17 protein-coding genes, 1 tRNA gene and 2 pseudogenes are annotated in these 18,334 nt (G+C 57.7%); 19 read left to right on the forward strand and 1 reads right to left on the reverse strand.

Annotated features, from left to right (window positions below; translation table 11 throughout):
- The 14 genes and pseudogenes from rplR (at nt 1) to OZX74_RS02370 (ending at nt 9,396) form a co-directional block, all read left to right on the forward strand.
- A complete protein-coding gene (gene rplR / locus OZX74_RS02305) occupies nt 1-372 on the forward strand; it encodes a 50S ribosomal protein L18 (protein ID WP_277156958.1) in 372 nt (123 codons plus the stop codon).
- On the forward strand, nt 369-1,154 hold the full coding sequence (gene rpsE / locus OZX74_RS02310) for a 30S ribosomal protein S5 (protein WP_277156959.1): 786 nt from the start codon (nt 369-371) through the stop codon (nt 1,152-1,154). The genes rplR and rpsE overlap by 4 nt, the downstream gene beginning before the upstream one ends.
- Nucleotides 1,154-1,333: a 50S ribosomal protein L30 gene (gene rpmD, locus OZX74_RS02315; protein WP_277146295.1), complete on the forward strand. Its 180-nt coding sequence runs from the start codon at nt 1,154-1,156 to the stop codon at nt 1,331-1,333. The genes rpsE and rpmD overlap by 1 nt, the downstream gene beginning before the upstream one ends.
- Nucleotide 1,334: 1 nt before the next feature.
- Complete coding sequence (gene rplO, locus OZX74_RS02320) at nt 1,335-1,796, forward strand: 50S ribosomal protein L15 (protein ID WP_277156960.1); 462 nt, start codon at nt 1,335-1,337, stop codon at nt 1,794-1,796.
- A gap of 235 nt (nt 1,797-2,031) precedes the next feature.
- A pseudogene (secY, locus tag OZX74_RS02325) lies at nt 2,032-3,363 on the forward strand (preprotein translocase subunit SecY); the annotation flags it as partial.
- A gap of 380 nt (nt 3,364-3,743) precedes the next feature.
- Nucleotides 3,744-4,304 (forward strand): adenylate kinase, encoded by a 561-nt coding sequence (locus tag OZX74_RS02330; protein WP_277156961.1) that lies wholly within the window; start codon nt 3,744-3,746, stop codon nt 4,302-4,304.
- Between the two features lie 199 nt (nt 4,305-4,503).
- Complete coding sequence (gene infA, locus OZX74_RS02335; protein WP_003808114.1) at nt 4,504-4,722, forward strand: translation initiation factor IF-1; 219 nt, start codon at nt 4,504-4,506, stop codon at nt 4,720-4,722.
- A gap of 20 nt (nt 4,723-4,742) precedes the next feature.
- Nucleotides 4,743-4,856, forward strand: a complete 114-nt coding sequence (gene rpmJ / locus OZX74_RS02340; RefSeq protein WP_043164480.1) for a 50S ribosomal protein L36 — start codon at nt 4,743-4,745, stop codon at nt 4,854-4,856.
- 127 nt (nt 4,857-4,983) lie between these two features.
- Nucleotides 4,984-5,361, forward strand: coding sequence for a 30S ribosomal protein S13 (gene rpsM, locus OZX74_RS02345; protein WP_277143870.1), 378 nt, complete (start codon nt 4,984-4,986; stop codon nt 5,359-5,361).
- A gap of 103 nt (nt 5,362-5,464) precedes the next feature.
- Complete coding sequence (rpsK, locus tag OZX74_RS02350) at nt 5,465-5,863, forward strand: 30S ribosomal protein S11 (protein ID WP_277146299.1); 399 nt, start codon at nt 5,465-5,467, stop codon at nt 5,861-5,863.
- Between the two features lie 78 nt (nt 5,864-5,941).
- Entirely contained in the window at nt 5,942-6,937 is a 996-nt protein-coding gene (locus OZX74_RS02355; protein ID WP_277156962.1) for a DNA-directed RNA polymerase subunit alpha, read from the forward strand.
- A 91-nt stretch (nt 6,938-7,028) separates the two neighbouring features.
- Complete coding sequence (gene rplQ / locus OZX74_RS02360) at nt 7,029-7,715, forward strand: 50S ribosomal protein L17 (RefSeq protein WP_277156963.1); 687 nt, start codon at nt 7,029-7,031, stop codon at nt 7,713-7,715.
- 302 nt (nt 7,716-8,017) lie between these two features.
- The gene (locus tag OZX74_RS02365; protein ID WP_277156964.1) at nt 8,018-9,001 is read left to right on the forward strand and encodes a tRNA pseudouridine synthase A; all 984 of its coding nucleotides are present in this window, start codon (nt 8,018-8,020) and stop codon (nt 8,999-9,001) included.
- Between the two features lie 310 nt (nt 9,002-9,311).
- A tRNA-Ser gene (locus OZX74_RS02370) sits at nt 9,312-9,396 on the forward strand.
- 68 nt (nt 9,397-9,464) lie between these two features.
- Here OZX74_RS02370 and OZX74_RS02375 read toward each other — a convergent pair.
- Nucleotides 9,465-10,373: a hypothetical protein gene (locus tag OZX74_RS02375; protein ID WP_277156965.1), complete on the reverse strand. Its 909-nt coding sequence runs from the start codon at nt 10,371-10,373 to the stop codon at nt 9,465-9,467.
- An 84-nt stretch (nt 10,374-10,457) separates the two neighbouring features.
- On the opposite strand from OZX74_RS02375, the gene nusA reads away from it, so the two are divergent.
- The 5 genes and pseudogenes from nusA (at nt 10,458) to OZX74_RS02400 (ending at nt 18,272) form a co-directional block, all read left to right on the forward strand.
- Entirely contained in the window at nt 10,458-11,525 is a 1,068-nt protein-coding gene (gene nusA, locus OZX74_RS02380; RefSeq protein ID WP_277156966.1) for a transcription termination factor NusA, read from the forward strand.
- Between the two features lie 184 nt (nt 11,526-11,709).
- Nucleotides 11,710-14,541 (forward strand): annotated as a pseudogene (infB, locus tag OZX74_RS02385) (translation initiation factor IF-2); the annotation flags it as partial.
- Nucleotides 14,542-15,085: 544 nt separating this feature from the next.
- The gene (gene rbfA, locus OZX74_RS02390) at nt 15,086-15,568 is read left to right on the forward strand and encodes a 30S ribosome-binding factor RbfA (protein WP_277156967.1); all 483 of its coding nucleotides are present in this window, start codon (nt 15,086-15,088) and stop codon (nt 15,566-15,568) included.
- Nucleotides 15,552-16,919 (forward strand): tRNA pseudouridine(55) synthase TruB, encoded by a 1,368-nt coding sequence (locus tag OZX74_RS02395; RefSeq protein ID WP_277156968.1) that lies wholly within the window; start codon nt 15,552-15,554, stop codon nt 16,917-16,919. The genes rbfA and OZX74_RS02395 overlap by 17 nt, the downstream gene beginning before the upstream one ends.
- Before the next feature lie 78 nt (nt 16,920-16,997).
- Nucleotides 16,998-18,272: a riboflavin kinase gene (locus OZX74_RS02400; RefSeq protein ID WP_277156969.1), complete on the forward strand. Its 1,275-nt coding sequence runs from the start codon at nt 16,998-17,000 to the stop codon at nt 18,270-18,272.
- Nucleotides 18,273-18,334 lie beyond the last annotated feature (62 nt).

Genomic DNA, 18,334 nt, shown 5'->3' on the forward strand with positions numbered 1-18,334 from the left:
ATGACAGTCAAGATTTTCGGTAAAGGCAAGAAAGTCGCAAGGCTTCGTCGTCACGCTCGTCTGCGCAAGCACCTCAGCGGCACTGCAGAGCGTCCGCGTCTCGTCGTCACCCGTTCGAACCGTCACATGGTCGCTCAGATCGTTGATGACACCAAGGGCATCACTTTGGTCAGCGAGTCCACCATCACCCATGATTTCGATGGGTTCAAGGGCACCAAGACCGAAGCGGCTCAGAAGGTCGGCGAGCTGATTGCCAAGAAGGCCAAGGACGCGGGCATCGATTCCGTCGTCTTCGACCGTGGCGGCAACAAGTATCATGGTCGCGTCGCAGCCGTTGCTGAAGGCGCCCGTCAGGGAGGTCTTGCACTGTGAGCGACAACGAAAAGGAAACCCAAGTGACTGAAGAAAATCAGAACACGCAGGCGTCCAACGACAATAAGCAAGGTCAGCGTACTGCCGGTGGCCGCGGCGAGGGTCGCAATGATGACCGCCGTGGTGGCCGTCGCGGAGGACGCGGCGAAGGACGTCGTGACGATCGTCGTGGTGGCCGTCGCGGTCGTCACGAGGAAAATCGTGGCGATGAGCTGCTTGATCGCGTCGTGACCATCAACCGCGTTTCCAAGACCCGTAAGGGTGGCCGCTCCATGAGCTTCGCCGCTCTGGTCGTGGTCGGAGACGGCAACGGCACCGTGGGTGTTGGCTATGGCAAGTCCCGTGAGGTTCCTGCCGCCATCGCCAAGGGCCAGCTTGACGCCAAGAAGCACATGTTCAGCGTTCCCCGCGTTCGTGGCACCGTGACCCATCCGGTCATCGGCCATGACGCCGCAGGCACTGTTCTGCTTCGTCCTGCCGCTCCAGGCACCGGTGTAATCGCCGGCGGTGCTGTTCGCGCCGTCATGGAGTGCGCCGGCATTTCCGATATCCTCACCAAGTCCATGGGCAGCGCCACCGCGGTCAACGTGGTTCGCGCCACTGTGGATGCTTTGAAGCAGCTTGAGGAGCCGGAAGAGATCGCGGCACGCCGTGGCCTGACCGTTGAGGAAGTCGCTCCCGACACTCTGCTTCGTGCTCGTGCCGAAGGCATCGCCGCGGCCCGCAAGGCCCGTGAGGACGCCAAGGCCGAGGAGAACCAAGCCAAGGAGGGTGAAGAGTAATGGCAGATCTGAAGATCACACTTACCAAAGGTCTGGTCAACCGCAAGCCTGCCCAGCGCGACACTGTTCGCACGCTTGGCCTGCACAAGATCGGTCAGACGGTTGTCCGTGAGGACACTCCTGCAACTCGCGGTCTGATCAATGCGGTTCGCCACTTGGTCACGGTTGAGGAGGCCTGATATGGCAGAACAAGAAGAAAACACGATTTTGCAGATGCACGATCTGCGTCCTGCGCCGGGTTCCAAAAAGAACCGTATCCGCGTGGGCCGTGGTGAGGGTTCCAAGGGTAAGACCTCGGGACGTGGCGCCAAGGGTACTTTGAAGCGTTATCAGGTTCGTCCTGGCTTCGAAGGTGGCCAGCTGCCGCTGTATATGCGTCTTCCGAAGCTTCGCGGCTTCAAGAGCCCCTTCAAGAAGGAGTTCCAGGTCGTCAACGTTTCCGCTCTCTCCGAGTTGTTCCCGAAGGGCGGAGAGGTCACGGTCGAGGATCTGGTCAAGGCCGGTGCGGTTCGCGCCGGATACCCTGTCAAGGTTCTGGGCGACGGCGAGACCAAGGTTGCGTTCACACTCAAGGGTGTGAAGGCTTCCAAGTCCGCACTTGCCAAGATTGAGGCTGCAGGCGGCTCCATTTCCGAAGAATAATTCGGATGTCTTTGCGTTTTGAAACGTAAGCTTCGAAACGCGTTATATCTGGTCCCCCTTGCAATCAGCGAGGGGGACCATTATTTGTATACGGCGTGGCATTGGATAAAACCAGTCGTTTCCGATTGGTTGAGCCACGTAGTAAGTGGCGTTTGGTAGATGCTTGACGCTAAGATTATCATTTAGTGTGTTTGCGTCGGTACATCAGTTGTGCCGAATAGGGAAGGAAATCCAGGTGAGGACGTTAATCCAGGCCCTGAAGACGAAGGAACTTCGCCATAAGATCCTCTTCGTGCTCGGCATCATTATCATCTACCGTATCGGTTCGTTCATACCGACACCGGGTGTGGACTATAAAGTAGTGCAGCAGTGCGTTGGTACAATGAAGACCACGCAGGAGAACTTCGTGGGGTTGGTCAACCTCTTCTCCGGCGGTGCCATGCTCCAGCTCTCCATCTTTGCATTGGGCGTGATGCCATATATCACGGCATCCATCGTCATTCAGCTGCTGCGTGTGGTTATTCCGCGTTTCGAGGCGTTGCATAAGGAAGGCCAGTCGGGCGAGACCAAGCTCACGCAGTATACGCGTTATCTGACCATTGGCCTGGCGATCCTGCAGTCCACCACTATTCTGGTCACTGCCCGCTCGGGCGCGCTGTTCAACTACCAGTGCGGTCAGGTCGTCCCCGACGGTTCTGTCTGGAACCTCGTGGTTATGGTGCTTATCATGACCGGCGGCACCGGCCTGATTATGTGGATGGCCGAGTTGATCACCGACAAGGGCATAGGCCAGGGCATGTCCGTCTTGATCTTCATGTCCATCTGCTCCGGCTTCCTGCCGCAGCTTTGGCAGATTGGCTGGGGCACCAACGGCAAGAACGGCAATTGGATCTACTTCGGCATCGTTGTCGCGGTCTTGGTCGTCATTCTCATCTTCGTCGATTTCGTCGAGCTTGCACAGCGCCGTATCCCGGTGCAGTACACGCGTCGTATGATCGGCCGCAAGATGTACGGTGGTTCCTCCACCTATCTTCCGCTGAAGATCAATATGTCCGGTGTTATCCCGCCGATCTTCGCCTCCTCGATTCTGGCGATTCCGACACTGATCGCGCAGTTCGGCAAGTCCGACCAGAAGTGGGTCAAGTGGATCAACACCAATCTGGCCAACACCACCTCGATCTGGTACATCGCGCTCTACGCTGTGATGATCGTGTTCTTCTGCTTCTTCTATACGTCGATTACCTTCAATCCCGATGAGACGGCAGACAACATGAAGCAGTACGGCGGCTTCATTCCCGGCATTCGTGCCGGCAGCGCCACCAGCCGTTACCTGAGCTATGTGATGAACAGGCTCAACACGGTCGGTGCCGTCTACCTGCTCTTCGTCGCATTGATTCCTACCATGCTCATCATGATGCTGAAGCTCAACAACAGGCTTCCGTTCGGTGGAACCACCATCCTGATTATCGCGGGCGTCGGCCTCGACACCCTGCGTCAGGCCAAGGCTCAGACCGAGCAGTTCCAGTACACTGGTTTCCTGCTTGAAGACACCGATCATGTCGAAGGTGCGGATGTAAGCACTTCCGAGAAGGTTACGAAAAAGGCCGCGCAAAGTGATAACGATCAGGTTGAGATAACCGATGAGGCGCTTGCCACTACAGAGGAAGTCAGGGATACCCCCACGCTCAAAGACTCCGAGGTTAAAGGCACTGAGACTATCGATTCCCAAGATTCGGCCGCACAAAGTGACGAGTCCGACGAAGAAAATTCGACCAGTGACGAGAAATCCTCTGAGGAGGATAGCGATTCAGACGATAAGTCCGAATGACCGCTAGATTGAGTCGTTGACAACAGCTGTAAAGAAAAAATAATGAATGGTGCTCATCTGTCTTTGAAACGGATGGGCATCATTTGATAACGACAACAATGAAAGAAAGTTGATGTGATATGCGTCTATTGATTATGGGCCCGCAAGGAGTGGGCAAAGGTACACAGGCCAAGCTGATTGCCGAACATTACGGCATTCCGCACATCTCCACCGGAGACATCTTCCGCTACAACATGAAGAACAATACCCCGCTTGGTAAGGAAGCCAAGAGCTATACCGACAAGGGACAGCTTGTTCCCGATGAGCTGACCAATAAGATTGTCAAGGACCGCCTGGCCATGGACGATGCCAAGAACGGCTGGATTCTTGACGGCTATCCGCGCAACGCCGCCCAGGTCGAGGCACTCGACAAGATGCTCGAAGAATTGGGCACGCCGCTCGACAAAGTAGTGGCGCTCGATGCCGACCGCGACATCCTGATGGGTCGCATCGCCAAGCGCGCCGCCGAAGAAGGCCGCGCCGATGACAACGCCGAGGCCATCGCCCAGCGTCTCAAGACCTATGACGAAGAGACCGCCCCGCTGCTCGATACCTACAAGTCACGTGGTTGCCTCGTCGCCATTGACGGGCAGGGCGAGATCGAAGACATTTCCAAGAACATCTTTGCAGCCCTGGATTGATGGAAGCCTTCGGTATATGACATGCTCGTTATTGGATAGTCAATTGAACCGATAACGTACAAATAGTCCATTACCACAAGAAGGGACCAAATGCAACACGCCGTGTCGCGCTTGGTCCCTTCTTTTGTTATAGTAAGAAGTTGGTGTGTTTTCGGATGCATCATACATGTAATATCAGCCAAAGAACGGAATGAGGCTCATGGCTAAAGACGGTGTGATTGAAGTTGAAGGTCAGGTAGTGGAAGCACTGCCGAACGCGATGTTTCGCGTCGAACTTGAAAACAAGCACATCGTGCTGGCCACCATTTCAGGCAAGATGCGCAAGAATTATATCCGCATCCTTCCGCAGGACCGTGTGGTCCTTGAAATGAGCCCTTACGATCTGAACCGCGGCCGAATTACGTACCGTTATAAGTAAAGGTACAGAAAAGGAAAACCATGAAGGTCAGCCCTAGTGTGAAGAGGATCTGCGAGAATTGCCGCGTGATCCGTCGTCACGGTCGCGTCATGGTGATCTGCTCCAACCCGCGCCATAAGCAGCGTCAAGGCTGAGCGGAAAACCTCCGACCAGATAAAAGGTATTGAGTCGCAGCGCAAATCGCTGAACCTCGGGTACGTAGGCCCGAGCCGGGAGACCGGATGACTTGGTACAAACCTACGGAACATAGAAGGAATCGCAATGGCACGTCTTGCCGGAGTCGACATCCCCAATGAGAAGCGCATCGAGATCGCCCTCACCTATATCTTTGGTGTCGGTCGTACTCGCGCGAAGGAAACGCTTGCCGCCACCGGAGTCAATCCGGATACCCGCGTCAAGGATCTGAGCGACGAGCAGCTTATTACGCTGCGTGACTATCTTGAGGCAAATTACAAGATTGAAGGCGATCTGCGTCGTGAAGTCGATGCGGATATTCGTCGCAAGATTCAGATCAACTGCTATCAGGGCCAGCGTCACCGCCATGGTCTGCCCGTGCGCGGTCAGCGCACCAAGACCAACGCCCGTACCCGCAAGGGTCCGAAGCGTACCGTCGCTGGAAAGAAAAAGGCCGTTAAGTAAGGCTTAAAGCAGTTATGAAGAGGGACGGGGCGTCGCAAGGTTCTTGCAGCGTTCCAGGCTCTTCGTGACGTAGGAATCATTCGTAATTAGGAAACGAGGATCAATGGCAGCTGCAAAGCAAGCCGCGCGCAAGCCACGTCGCCGTGACCGTAAATCGGTACCGGTCGGCCAAGCGCACATCAAGTCCACTTTCAATAACACCATCATCTCCATCACGGATCCTTCGGGCGCTGTAGTCGCTTGGGCTTCCGGTGGCGATGTCGGTTTCAAGGGCTCGCGTAAGTCCACTCCGTACGCCGCAGGCATGGCCGCTGAATCGGCCGCCCGCAAGGCGCAGGAGCACGGCGTCAAGAAGGTTGACGTCTACGTCAAGGGTCCGGGCAGCGGTCGTGAAACCGCCATCCGCTCCCTGCAGTCCGCAGGTCTCGAAGTCGGTTCCATCACCGATGTCACCCCGCAGGCTCATAACGGTGTGCGCCCTCCGAAGCGCCGCCGCGTCTGAAGCACTTCATTTAACCATCCGTCCAACCCGCTTATGACCAGTGAGTGCACCACGATCAAAAGCTGAAAGGATAACACAGTGCTTATTGCACAGCGTCCGCAACTTACTGAGGAATCACTGAATCCGCAGCGTTCTCGTTTCACTATCGAGCCGCTCGAGCCTGGATTTGGTTACACGCTTGGTAATTCGTTGCGTCGTACTCTGTTGAGTTCTATCCCTGGAGCCGCAGTCACTTCAGTGCGCATCTCCGGTGCCCTGCACGAGTTCACCACTCTGCCCGGCGTCGTCGAGGATGTCACTGAGATCCTGCTCAATATCAAGGGAATCGTACTCACCAGTGAATATGACGAACCGGTTGTCATGTATCTGCGTAAGAGCGGCAAGGGCGAGGCCACCGCGGGGGATATCACCCCTCCGGCCGGCGTCACCATCGCCAACCCGGATATGCATATCGCCACTCTCGCCGAGGACGGCGAACTCGAGATCGAGTTCACTGTCGAGCGTGGTCGTGGCTATGTCCCGGCGCAGATGAACAAGCAGGATGACGATGAGATTGGCCGTATTCCGGTCGATTCCATTTATTCGCCCGTTCTCAAGGTGAGCTATAAGGTCGAGGCCACCCGTGTCGAACAGCGCACGGATTTCGATAAGCTCATCCTCGATGTGGAGACCAAGCCGGCGATTTCGCCGCGCGATGCCGTCGCATCCGCCGGTTCCACTTTGGTTGAACTTTTCGGCCTTTGCCGTGAACTCAACACGCAAGCGGAAGGCGTCGAGGTCGGCCCGGCTCCGGTTGAGGAAGAAGTCAATCCGGAGATGTCGATTCCGATCGAGGAACTCAATCTCACCCAGCGCAGCTATAACTGCCTGAAGCGGGAGGGTATCCACACCGTCGGTGAATTGGTGTCCCACACCGAGCAGGATTTGCTCGACATCCGTAATTTCGGTATGAAGTCTATCGACGAGGTCAAGGAGAAGCTCGAAAGCATGGGTCTCTCGCTGAAGGCCTCTCCGCTGGGCTTCGATACCAACAACCTTGAAGGTGGCACCTTCTTCTCGCCTGAAGACGAGTAAGAGCCAACTTCATTTTAAGCTTCGGTATCCGTTCGGATGTTCGGGCGTATGCCCACCTGAACGGGTAATTCCGAGGCGTTAAGGAGTAATAATGCCTACACCTAGAAAAGGGCCGCACCTGGCTTCAAGCCCGGCTCATGAGCGTTTGATGCTCGCGAACATGGCGACCAGCCTGTTCGAGCACGGTCGCATCGTCACCACGCTGCCGAAGGCCAAGCGTCTTCGCCCCGTGGTCGAGCGCCTGATCACCTTCGCCAAGAAGGGTGACCTCGCTCATCGTCGTCGCGTGATGCGCGTCGTGCGCAACAAGTCCATCGTGCACAAGCTCTTCACGGAGATCGCCGAGCAGATGAAGCAGCGTGAGGGTGGCTATACCCGCATCGTTAAGATTGCCCCGTCCAAGGGCAACAACGCGCCGCGCGCCATCATCGAGCTCGTCACCGAGCCGGTCAGCGCCAAGCAGTCCGTGGTCAAGGAAGCCGAAGCCTCTGCTGCGGCTGCCGTTGACAAGGCCGAGGTCGAAGAGACCGAAGCGAAGGCTCAGAAGGGCACTGCCGAGACCGCCAAGACCAAGACGGATAAGGCCGTGGATGAAGCCGAGGCCAAGGAGACCGAAGTCAAGGCTGATGTCGCTGCCGATGAGGCCGAGGTCAAGAAGACCGAAGCCAAGGATGACGACAAGGAAGCCAAGAAGGCTGCGAAGGCCAAGAAGCCCGCTGCCAAGAAGGCTCCTGCGAAGAAGTCTGCCGCCAAGAAGGCTGACAAGGAAGAGAAGTGAACCGTTAGGCTTCACTGAGGTTTCTTCATCAAGAGGGTCGGAGATGCAAGTCTCCGGTCCTCTCGCGTATGTGGTCGGGTTTCTGGGCCTAGCAAGTGCATGGTCTGGTTCGTGCTGCCTGCTGGCCGATAGCCGATGCACATGCGAGGAAAATCAGGCTTACTCGTGAGTTTCCATGATTTTCATCGCATGTTCAATCGAACATGCGAGCGAACTCACGATTTTGTGGTGATTTTCCTGATTTTCATCGCATCTTTGATTCAGGAGTTTTGCAAACCAGCGAGGCACGTATACTGGCAACGATGAGATTACGAATTGATTTGGCATACGACGGCGGCGGTTTCCATGGTTGGGCGAAGCAGCCCGGCCTGCGTACCGTGCAAGGGGTCGTTGAGACCGCGTTGCATACTGTCATGCGCGTACCGGCCGACGATACCGATGAGCCCTTGCGTCTGGTGGTCGCCGGGCGCACCGATACTGGTGTGCATGCCGCCCATCAGGTCTGCCATCTGGACGTGGAGGAGCCTACCCTCGATCGTTGCGTGGGACACATGCAAGTGCCCGCTGTAGAGGCGTTGCGTCGTCGTCTGAGCCACGATTTGCCCGATGATATCGCACTGCACGGCGTGCAAGTGGCGCCGGACGGTTTCGACGCCCGTTTCTCGGCATTGGAACGCACATATGTATACCGGATTGCTGACGGAACAAGGTCTGCCGACCCCAGAATGCGTGGTTTCGTATGGAAGCTTGAAGATACACTCGATATACCCATAATGAACGAGGCTGCCGTCATGACCATTGGTCTGCACGATTTCGGTTCCTTCGCCACTCCGAACCCCGGCGGCACCACGATTCGTGAGGTTAAGCAGGCGATATGGCAACGAGTACCGATGACAGATATGTTTGGCAATGCTGGGAATGGAGAAGAGGCGGGAATTGTCGCTTGCGATGAAACCCAGCGCGGTGTATCAAAAAGGAATGCGGACAACGCAACGAATATGGGCTATACCGTCCCATCGCTGGAATCCGGATTGGTCTGTTTCACCATAGTGGCCGATGCTTTCGCGCACAACATGGTGCGTTCGCTGGTCAACGCGTGCGTACAGGTCGGTCGGCATCGCAAGTCTTTGGATTGGTTCGCGCGCAAGATGGCCGAACCCGTGCGTGAAGGCTCGACCGGGCCCATCGCCGCCTGCGGTCTAACACTGGAGCATGTCGCTTATCCGCCGGACACCGAGCTGGCAACCAGAGCACAATCCATACGTGCCCGCCGAACCCTTGACTGATTTGCGCGGTTGTTTGGCGGCAAATGGCTGATGAGCGTTGCTTGGTTTGCTGTATCCATCTCTTGATCGTTGACATACGAGTGGATTCGGAATTCGGCGCCCGTTCGCCTTCACAGCAGCTATGTTTTGGACGATGATGCACAATCTAGTGGCGCGTTTGTGGCGCGATTCTTGGGTTTCGAACAAGCCGCTGAGCCCGGGTAAGTGGCCCATTTATGGTGGAATTCGAACAATGGTTGAGTGCGCCACGCCCGGTTGCGATGGTTGGCACGTTGCCTTATACTAGAAAAGTTGCGTTTTCGTAACAAATGGATAAGTGTCCGAGCGGTCTAAGGAGCACGCCTCGAAAGCGTGTGAGGAGAAATCCTCCGCGAGTTCGAATCTCGCCTTATCCGCGTTAAGCCTCTGGAACTTCGGTTTCGGAGGCGTTTTCGTATCTGCAGCAGCCCCGAAGTGTCGAAATCTACTCATATAAGGCGGCGTCGAAGGCCGGATAGCCTAGGGACAACGCGAAATAAATGCGTGAAGAGATGAGATCGGCAAGCACCGCCAGCGTTTTGCCGCTGCTTTCGGTTTTGGAGTTTTTGGATGAAGTGTCATTGCCGACAGAGGAATCATCGCTTTTTGATACCGGCAGCGCCCGCGAGAGCGCAGCGAGCGATTCGCGGGCGCAATCCATCTCCACGACGCCGATGGTGGAAGTCTGCAATCCGGTGCTCGGATCGGTAATGGTCTCGGGGTGGGCGAGGAGATCGGTCACGTCGTAGACCTTCTTGCGCGGGTCGTTGGAGGCGGTGGCACTTGCGTTCTTGGTCTCCAAAGAGATAAGGCGCGAGGCGACGGCTTTGTGGCCATCGCTTAGACGCAGAGTGGCATTGCCGACGCCTTTTGCCGCAAGGACCGCGATTTCAAAACCGGCACGGTCCTCCGCCAAAGCCATGGAAGCGAGGGTGTCGCGGCTGACATGCAAGGCGAAGACGTTGTCGAGATTGGCCAGTGCCGCGTTGGGTTGTGTGGGTGTGACACCGACCTGTACAGAAAGACTGCGCTGAAGCCATTGCATCTGCGCGCTTTTTATGGTGTATATGCTGAATTGCGACGGGCAGAGAATAGCGGCCTCACGCCAGGATTGCGCTGCGTTTCCGGCGGATAGGTAACGGTCGATGAACGGATGGCCTGCGTCTGACTGTGAACTGTCGGAGACGGCATTGTCATAGGCGGTTCTGCAGGGCCCTGCCGATTCCACAGGAGATTCGATTCGCGGGGCGTTGCAGGCCGCCAAAGGAACGACAAGAGCGGCCACGGCAAGCGCTGGAACGACACGTCGTCTCAGGAAATTGCGCAAAGAGGAAAAAATACGACGTGTCTGCATAAACTACTAGAATACCGAATGATTATGACTTAATGGGGCTTTGAAAAGCTCGGCAGATAATTTCATATAGGAGGTCTTGCGACCATGGAACTGGACCTGACAGGTATTCATCAGCTCGCGGCAGGGCAGGGAATCGATTCTGAAACACTTGACAACGCACTTTCCGAAGCATTGCTATTGGCGTATGGCAAAACACCGCATGCGGCGAAGCACGCCCGCGTCGCACTCGACGATCGTGCAGGCACCTTCACCGTCTGGGCGAGGGACGAAAAGCCGGTGGAGCCCACCGAGGAGGACCCGCACCCGCGTCCGGAACTCGGCGAAGAATACGATGACACCCCGCATGATTTCGGACGTTTGGCGGCTTCGACCGCCCGTCAGGTGATTCGTCAGCTTTTCCGCGATGCGGAGGACGAACGAGTGCTCGGCGCCTTTGCCGGGCAGAAAGGCAAGCTCATCACCGGCGTCATCCAGCAGGATACGAAGGACCCGGCCAATGTGCATGTCGCGGTTGGCGACGTCGAGGCAATTCTGCCCAAACGCGAACAGGTGCCGGGCGAGCATTATCGTCATGGCGACCGTCTGCGCGTCTATGTCGTCACTGTCGGTCGTGGGCTGAAGGGCCCTGAAATCGTCGTGTCGCGTTCGCACCCTGAACTGGTGCGCAAACTCTTCGAGCGTGAGGTCCCGGAGTTGGTGAGCGGTGCCGTCTCGATCATGGCCATCGCCCGTGAGGCCGGCGCCCGCACCAAGATCGCGGTTCGTGCCAACACTGAAGGCGTCAACCCGAAGGGTGCCTTGATCGGTCCTGGCGGCGCTCGCGTGCGTGCGGTGATGGAGAATCTCGGACCGGAGAAGATCGACATCGTTGATTGGTCGAAGGACCCCGCAAAGTTCGTCGGCTCCGCGCTTTCGCCGGCGGTCGCAACCGGTGTCGATATCGTCAGCGAGAAGAACAAGACGGCCATCGCCTACATTCACGACGACCAGCTTTCGCTTGCCATCGGCAAAGAGGGGCAGAACGCCCGGCTTGCCGCCAAACTCACCGGTTGGAAGATCGGCATCGAGTCCAGCGAGGCCCATGCCGCCGCCCAGGCACAGGCTGCTGCGAAAGCCGCCGAAGAGGGTAAAACACTAGAAAACGAACAATAGTCTGCAATCCAGCATCACGAGTATGCTGGATTGCAGTAATCCGGTTACCGGCGCGAAGTGCGTCTGTACATCGGTCGGAGACGAGGTAACACAATCATGGTCGCACGATGAGTCTGGGTAAGCTCGCCGTAACAATACATTGACCGTGCATGTACGCGCGGTCACAATAGTAGGAGAAAACTGAGTGGCAAAACAGCGCGTATATGAACTCGCTAAAGAGTTTGGCGTAGACAGTAAAGCCGTCCTTCGGAAGTTGAAGGACATGGGGGAGTTCGTCAAATCCGCATCCTCAACAGTGGAGGCGCCGGTCGTCCGCAAGTTGCGGGCCGCGTTCCCGCAGAACGATAATTCCGGGGCCGATGGTGCTTCACCAAAATCCAAACCTTCCGCCCACAGTACGAAACCCGGCGCCGCTCATCCGCGTCAGGGCGCGAATGCGGCGAAACCGGGCGAGCAGTCTCGCTCGCATTTCCCGGCCAAGCCCGGCCAAGGCCAGCATCATGAATCTTCTCGTGGCGAGCAGACCCATGGTTCGCGTCAGGAAGGCGGGAACCATGAATATGAAGGTCGCAACCGCAATGAGCATGGTGGTCGCGATCATGGGCGCCGTCAGGGTGGCATGCCCGGGCCGCGCAACAACCAGCATTTCAATGGCAACAACGGTGGCGTGAAGCCAGGCGCGAACAGTTCGCGTAACGGTGGTGCCCCTCGTCCCGGCAATGGTGGTGCGCAGCCCGCGCCGCACGCTCAGCACGCAGGTTCCGGGCCTCGTCCGGGTAACAATCCATTCAGCCGCAAGCAGGGCATGCATGTGCCGATGCCCAGCGGCATCCCGCGCCCGCATCCGATGGCCCGTCCCACGGTCAACAACAGCCGTGGCGGCCGCAATGGAGGCCGTGGTGGCCGTGGTGGATTCCGCAACGGACGTCCCGGGCAGAATCAGGGCGCACGTCCTGGGCAGTGGGGGCACAATCGCCCTGGGCAGGCCCAAGGCGAATCCCAAAGCCGTGGCGGCAATCGCTTCGGTGGCGGATCCGGCGGCTATCAGGGTAGCGGCCCGTCGCGTGGCGGCGGTCGCGGTCGTGGCGGTGCCGCAGGTGCTTTCGGCCGTCAGGGCGGCAAATCTTCGAGGGCCCGCAAGAACAGGCTTGCGAAACGTCGTGATTACGAGGAGATCAAAGCTCCTACCATCGGCGGTGTTCGCATTCCCGCCGGTAATGGTCAGACCGTAAAGCTTCGTCAGGGAGCCACGCTCGCCGACCTCGCCGAAAAGATCAATGTCAATCCCGCCGCTTTGGTGACGGTCATGTTCCACTTGGGCGAGATGGCCACGGCCACCCAGTCCCTCGATGAAGCCACGTTCCAGATTCTGGGCGAGGAAATCGGCTGGAACGTCAAGATCGTTTCCGCCGAAGAGGAAGACAAGGAGATCCTGCAGCAGTTCGACATCAATCTTGATGAGGAAGAACTGCAGGATGATGAGGATCTGAAACCGCGTCCGCCGGTGGTCACCGTCATGGGCCACGTCGACCACGGCAAGACCCGCCTGCTCGACACCATCCGCAAGACCAATGTGTCCGCGCGAGAGGCCGGTGGCATCACCCAGCGTATCGGTGCCTATCAGGTCACTGTCAACTTGGAAGACAAACCGCGCAAGATCACCTTCCTCGATACCCCTGGCCACGAGGCGTTCACCGCCATGCGTGCCCGTGGTGCCGAACTGACCGATATCGCGGTGCTCGTCGTCGCGGCCGATGACGGCGTGATGCCGCAGACGGTCGAGGCCATCAACCACGCGCAGGCGGCCAAGGTGCCGATCGTGGTCGCGGTCAACAAGATCGATGTCGAAGGCGCGAATCCTGAAAAGGTACGCGGACAGCTCACTGAGTTCGGCCTGGTCCCCGAGGAATACGGCGGCGACACCATGTTCGTCGACATCTCCGCGAAACTGGGCACCAACGTCGACAAGCTGCTTGAAGCGATTCTCCTGACCGCCGATGCGGAACTCGATCTCAAGGCCAACCCCGATATGGACGCTCGTGGCGCGACCGTCGAGGCAAGGCTCGACAAGGGACGCGGCGCCGTGGCAACCGTGCTGGTGCAGCAGGGTACGCTCCATGTGGGCGACGCCATCGTGGCCGGCACTTCATACGGCCGCGTGCGTGCCATGCTCAACGAGGACGGCAAGACCATGAAGGCCGCAGCGCCTTCCACACCTGTCCAGGTGCTGGGCCTGACCAGCGTGCCGAGCGCCGGCGACCTCTTCCTGGTCGCACCCGACGACCGCACCGCCCGCCAGATCGCCGAAAAGCGTCAGGCCTCCGAACGCGCGGCCCAGCTGGCCAAGCGTCGCAAGGTCGTTTCGCTCGAGAGCCTGAAGGAGCAGTTCGCCAAGTCCGAGGTCGACATGCTCAACATCGTCATCAAGGGCGATTCCTCCGGTTCCGTCGAGGCGTTGGAAGATTCCCTGATGAAGATCGAGGTGTCCGACGAGGTCGGCATCCAGGTCATCCATCGCGGTGTCGGTGCGATCACCCAGAACGATGTCAATCTGGCCACGGTCGACAAGGCCGTCATCATCGGCTTCAACGTCCGTCCGAACCGTCAGGTCGCCGATCTTGCCGACCGCGAGGGCGTGGAGATCAAGTACTACTCCGTCATCTACAAGGCGATTGAAGATATCGAAGCCGCCTTGAAGGGCATGCTCAAGCCGGAGTACGAAGAGGTCACCACCTCCCATTCCGAGATTCGCCAGATCTTCCGTTCCTCCAAGTTCGGCAACATCGCCGGCGTCATGGTCCAGGACGGCGAGGTCAAGCGTGGCACCAAGGCGCGTATTCTGCGCAATGGCGTGGCCACGGTCAACGACCTGGAGATCTCCTCGCTGCGTCGTTTCAAGGACGACGTGCAGTCCGTCAAGGAAGGCTACGAGGCTGGCATCAACCTTGGTTCCTTCAACGACATCCAGGAAGGCGACATTATCGAGACCTTCGAGATGAAGGAGATCGAGCGCAAGGACGGTCAGCCTTCAAAGAAGGATGACAAGGGCTCCGGGAAGTCCGAAGGCGACCTCAAGGCACCCGAACCGAAAACTGATTCCAAGAAGAAGTGATTAATCGGTATTGATGGATTGCCATCTGCAGCGTCAAAGCGCAGCGGGTGGCAATTGTCATTTTTGCCGTTGGAGTGTCTACGCATTCTCTGTTGTGTCTGATTGAGTTAGTACGAAAACGTTTAGTGCTGGTAAACGGACTGTGACGTGAACTAAAAGTCCGTTTACCAGCATCAGAACAAGTGTTGTGCTGGTAAACGGCATATAGCAAGCGGCTAGAGTCCGTTTACCAGCATCAAGTCAATGGAGGTGCTGGAAAACGGACTCTCGTAAGAGTTTAGAATCCGTTTTCCAGCAGGAAAGTGTGGTTATGCTGGAAAACGGCTCATAATATGAGTCTGGAGTCCGTTTACCAGCAGCACAGTGATAATTCAGTAGGAGAACACGTATTCTCGTCAGTCTGTATCATGAAACGTAACAGTTAGAGTAAGTAATAAAAGGAAACGTTATGGCAGGAACCAATCCACGGGCCGCGCGTATCGCGGCGTTGATTCAGCGTGTCATCGCCTCGTCGATGGAACGCACATTGCACGACAAGCGCCTCAACGGCGTCACCATCACTGATGTGCGCGTCACCGGCGACCTTCAGATCGCACGCGTCTACTGGACCCAGCTTGGCCAGGAGGGTAAGGCGCAGGGTGAGCGCAAGCGTGCCGAGCAGGCGCTGAAGCAGGCCACCGGCAGGCTCCGTTCGCTGGTGGGCTCCAAGGCCGGGTTGCGGTTGACCCCGCAGCTGCAGTTCATCTATGACGAAGTGCCGAGCGAGGCACACGAGATCGAAGACATTCTGGTCACCGCCCACAGGCGCGACGAAGAGCTCGACAAGGCCCGCGAGACCGCGCAGTACGCCGGCGAGGCGAATCCGTACGTCGAGCCGCGCAAGAAGAAGACCGCCGCCGATTTTGAGGATGATGGTGTCGAAGAAGAATAAGCAGCCGGAACTTTCCGGACTTCTCGTGGTCGATAAGCCGCTCGGCGTGACCAGCCACGACGTGGTGGCAGCCGTACGCGGGGAACTGCACATGCGCCGCGTCGGCCACGCGGGCACGCTCGATCCGCAGGCCTCTGGCGTATTGGTCATCGGTTTTGGCCATGGTACGCGGCTTTTGAACTATATCGTCGATCATACCAAGACTTATGAGGCCACCATCCGTTTGGGGCAGACAAGTACTACAGACGATTCCGAAGGCGAGATCACGACGGTTGCGCCGGTGAGATTGGCGGATGGCGCTGAAGGCGAGACCGCAGAGATTGTATCTGCGCCATTAGCAGATGGCTCACGTCAGTTATCGGATTCTACTTCGGATTCTGATGGAAGCTCAGGCAGCGTCCGTGTGCTGACGATTGAGCAGATCGAGCAAACCATCGCGGAGCATCTGACCGGCGACATCGAGCAGGTGCCGAGTTCCTATTCCGCCGTTCGTGTCAACGGTCGTCACGCGTACGAGCTGGCCCGTCAGGGCAAGGCTGTAACACTCGATGCCCGTCCGGTCACCATCAGCGAGTTCACTGTGCTTGGCGCTCGCAATGTCGAAATTGTGGATAGTGAAGCAGTTGGGGAAAAATCGGAAACTCCGACGAATGCCAACGTGGCATCGGCTGGGGGCACCGATGAAACAGGGGAGAGGAAAGCTGTAAAGACGGCGGCTTCGTCTTCAGATACACAAACCGATACTTCTGATTTTGACGATAACGGGAATAAGCAGACGGCGGCTGCGACTTCCGTTGTCGACCTCGATGTACGTATCAGCTGCTCGACGGGCACGTATATCCGTTCGTTGGGCCGCGATTTGGGCCGACTTCTGGGGGTCGGCGGTTACTTGACAAAGCTGCGTCGCACGAGGGTCGGCAGATTTGACTTGGCAGATTCGCAACTGGCTGGGCGAGTGGTCACTGCCCATGCCAAGCCGCACACCTTCACCAATCGTGAGGGCGTGACGCTGACGTTGAACAAGGCCGTGCTTGACGTTGATGCCGAAGAACTGAAGCGTCGCTCTCTGACCATGCTTGAGGCCGCGCAACGTACGATGCCGACCATTCCCATAACCGATGCCGCTGCCCAGAACCTCCGTTTCGGCCGCAGACTGCCGATGCCGGTGGCGGACAATACAGACTCCAATACGATCCCCGGCGCCGATTCTTGTGCTCAGAACGACAGAAGCAACGGGACGAATACCATCGCTGCGGTATATCTGCCGCAAACCGGTGAGATTGTAGGCATCGTGGAACCGGCTAATGCCCATGAGCTCAAATCAGTGGTGGTTTTCCCGCCGACGGTTTAAAGGCTGAAAGAAAAGGGGCTTTCGCGCGGGTGGCTTGGCTGATAAGATGGCTTGCGGCAGACAAGACAAAGGATTTTGATGAAGATCACCAGGTTGACACCCGACGATAACGGATTGGTGGATTGGCCCACCCTGAGCTCGCACAAGCGCGTAGTGATGACGATTGGCGTGTTCGACGGCATGCACAAGGGGCATCAGGCGCTCGTGCGTCGCGTGGTGGAACTGGCGAAGAAGACCGATTCCTTGTCCGTGGCGATGATTCTCGACCCACGGCCGGCGCTCGCACATACCTACGCCAATGAGCATGACGGCATGGATTTGCCGGAGGGGTTCGTGGATACCCAGGCGTTGAGTTCGGTTGAGCAGCGGGCGCGGGTCATGGGCGAGCTCGGCGTGGACCGTGTGCTGGTGCTGCACTATACGATGGCGTTTGCGGCCAAATCATTCCGCTTCTTCCTGGGCCAGATGGTCGGCAAGCTGGGCATGCGTACGCTTGTGCTCGGCCAGGACGCGGCAATGGGCGCGAACCGCAAGGGCGATATCAAAGCCATCCAGGAGCTTTGCGAGGCCACGCGCGTGTTCGAGCTCGACGTGGTCGATGACCTGGGGCCGGGCTATACGTGGGTGCCGTCGCATTTCGAACCGAGGGTGCCGGAAGGCACCGGTGAACCGCAGGATCCACGAGAAACCATGAACAAGGCCGAACTGCGCGCATGGAGCAAACAGAACAATTGCCGCAAGGTACGCGTCTGGAGTTCGTCGAACGTGCGCTACCTGCTTTCGCAGGGGTGTGTGAAGGCCGCCGCCGAGATTCTCGGACGCGAGCATGCAGTTGAAGGTACCGTGGTGCACGGCGAGCAGCGTGGGCGCGAGATCGGCTTCCCGACCGCGAACCTGGCGCAGATGGTGGAAGGCTATGTGCCCGTCGACGGCGTATACGCCGGTTGGCTGGTTGATATGGGGCCGATTGATAATGGCGGAAGCGACCATAGCGGTAGTGGCGACGATAACGCGAAAGACGCTGCTAAAAGCACTGCATCCAGCGGTGTGAATGCCGCGAATCTGGCGTCTCCTTCGGCGCAGATGCGTATGGCCAAGGGCTCGCCGTGGCGTTGGCCTGCCGCGATTTCCATAGGCACCAAGCCGACGTATAGCGACGAGACCGGCATCAACGAGCGGGTCATCGAGCCGTATTGCGTCACCGACGATTGGCTGGATCTTTACGACCACAAGGTACGCGTGGAATTCACGCAATTCCTGCGCGGCCAGGTCAAGTTCAACGGCACCGACGAACTGAAGACCGCGTTGAAGGATTATGCCGATCAGACGCTGGAGATTACCGGCGCGAAGTGACGAACACGCTTGCAGGTCTGCCGACTTTGAGGCAGGGCAAGCCCGTCCATGAGGATACGGAA

Source organism: Bifidobacterium sp. ESL0798 (genome assembly GCF_029395415.1).
In the GTDB taxonomy this organism is placed as follows: domain Bacteria; phylum Actinomycetota; class Actinomycetes; order Actinomycetales; family Bifidobacteriaceae; genus Bifidobacterium.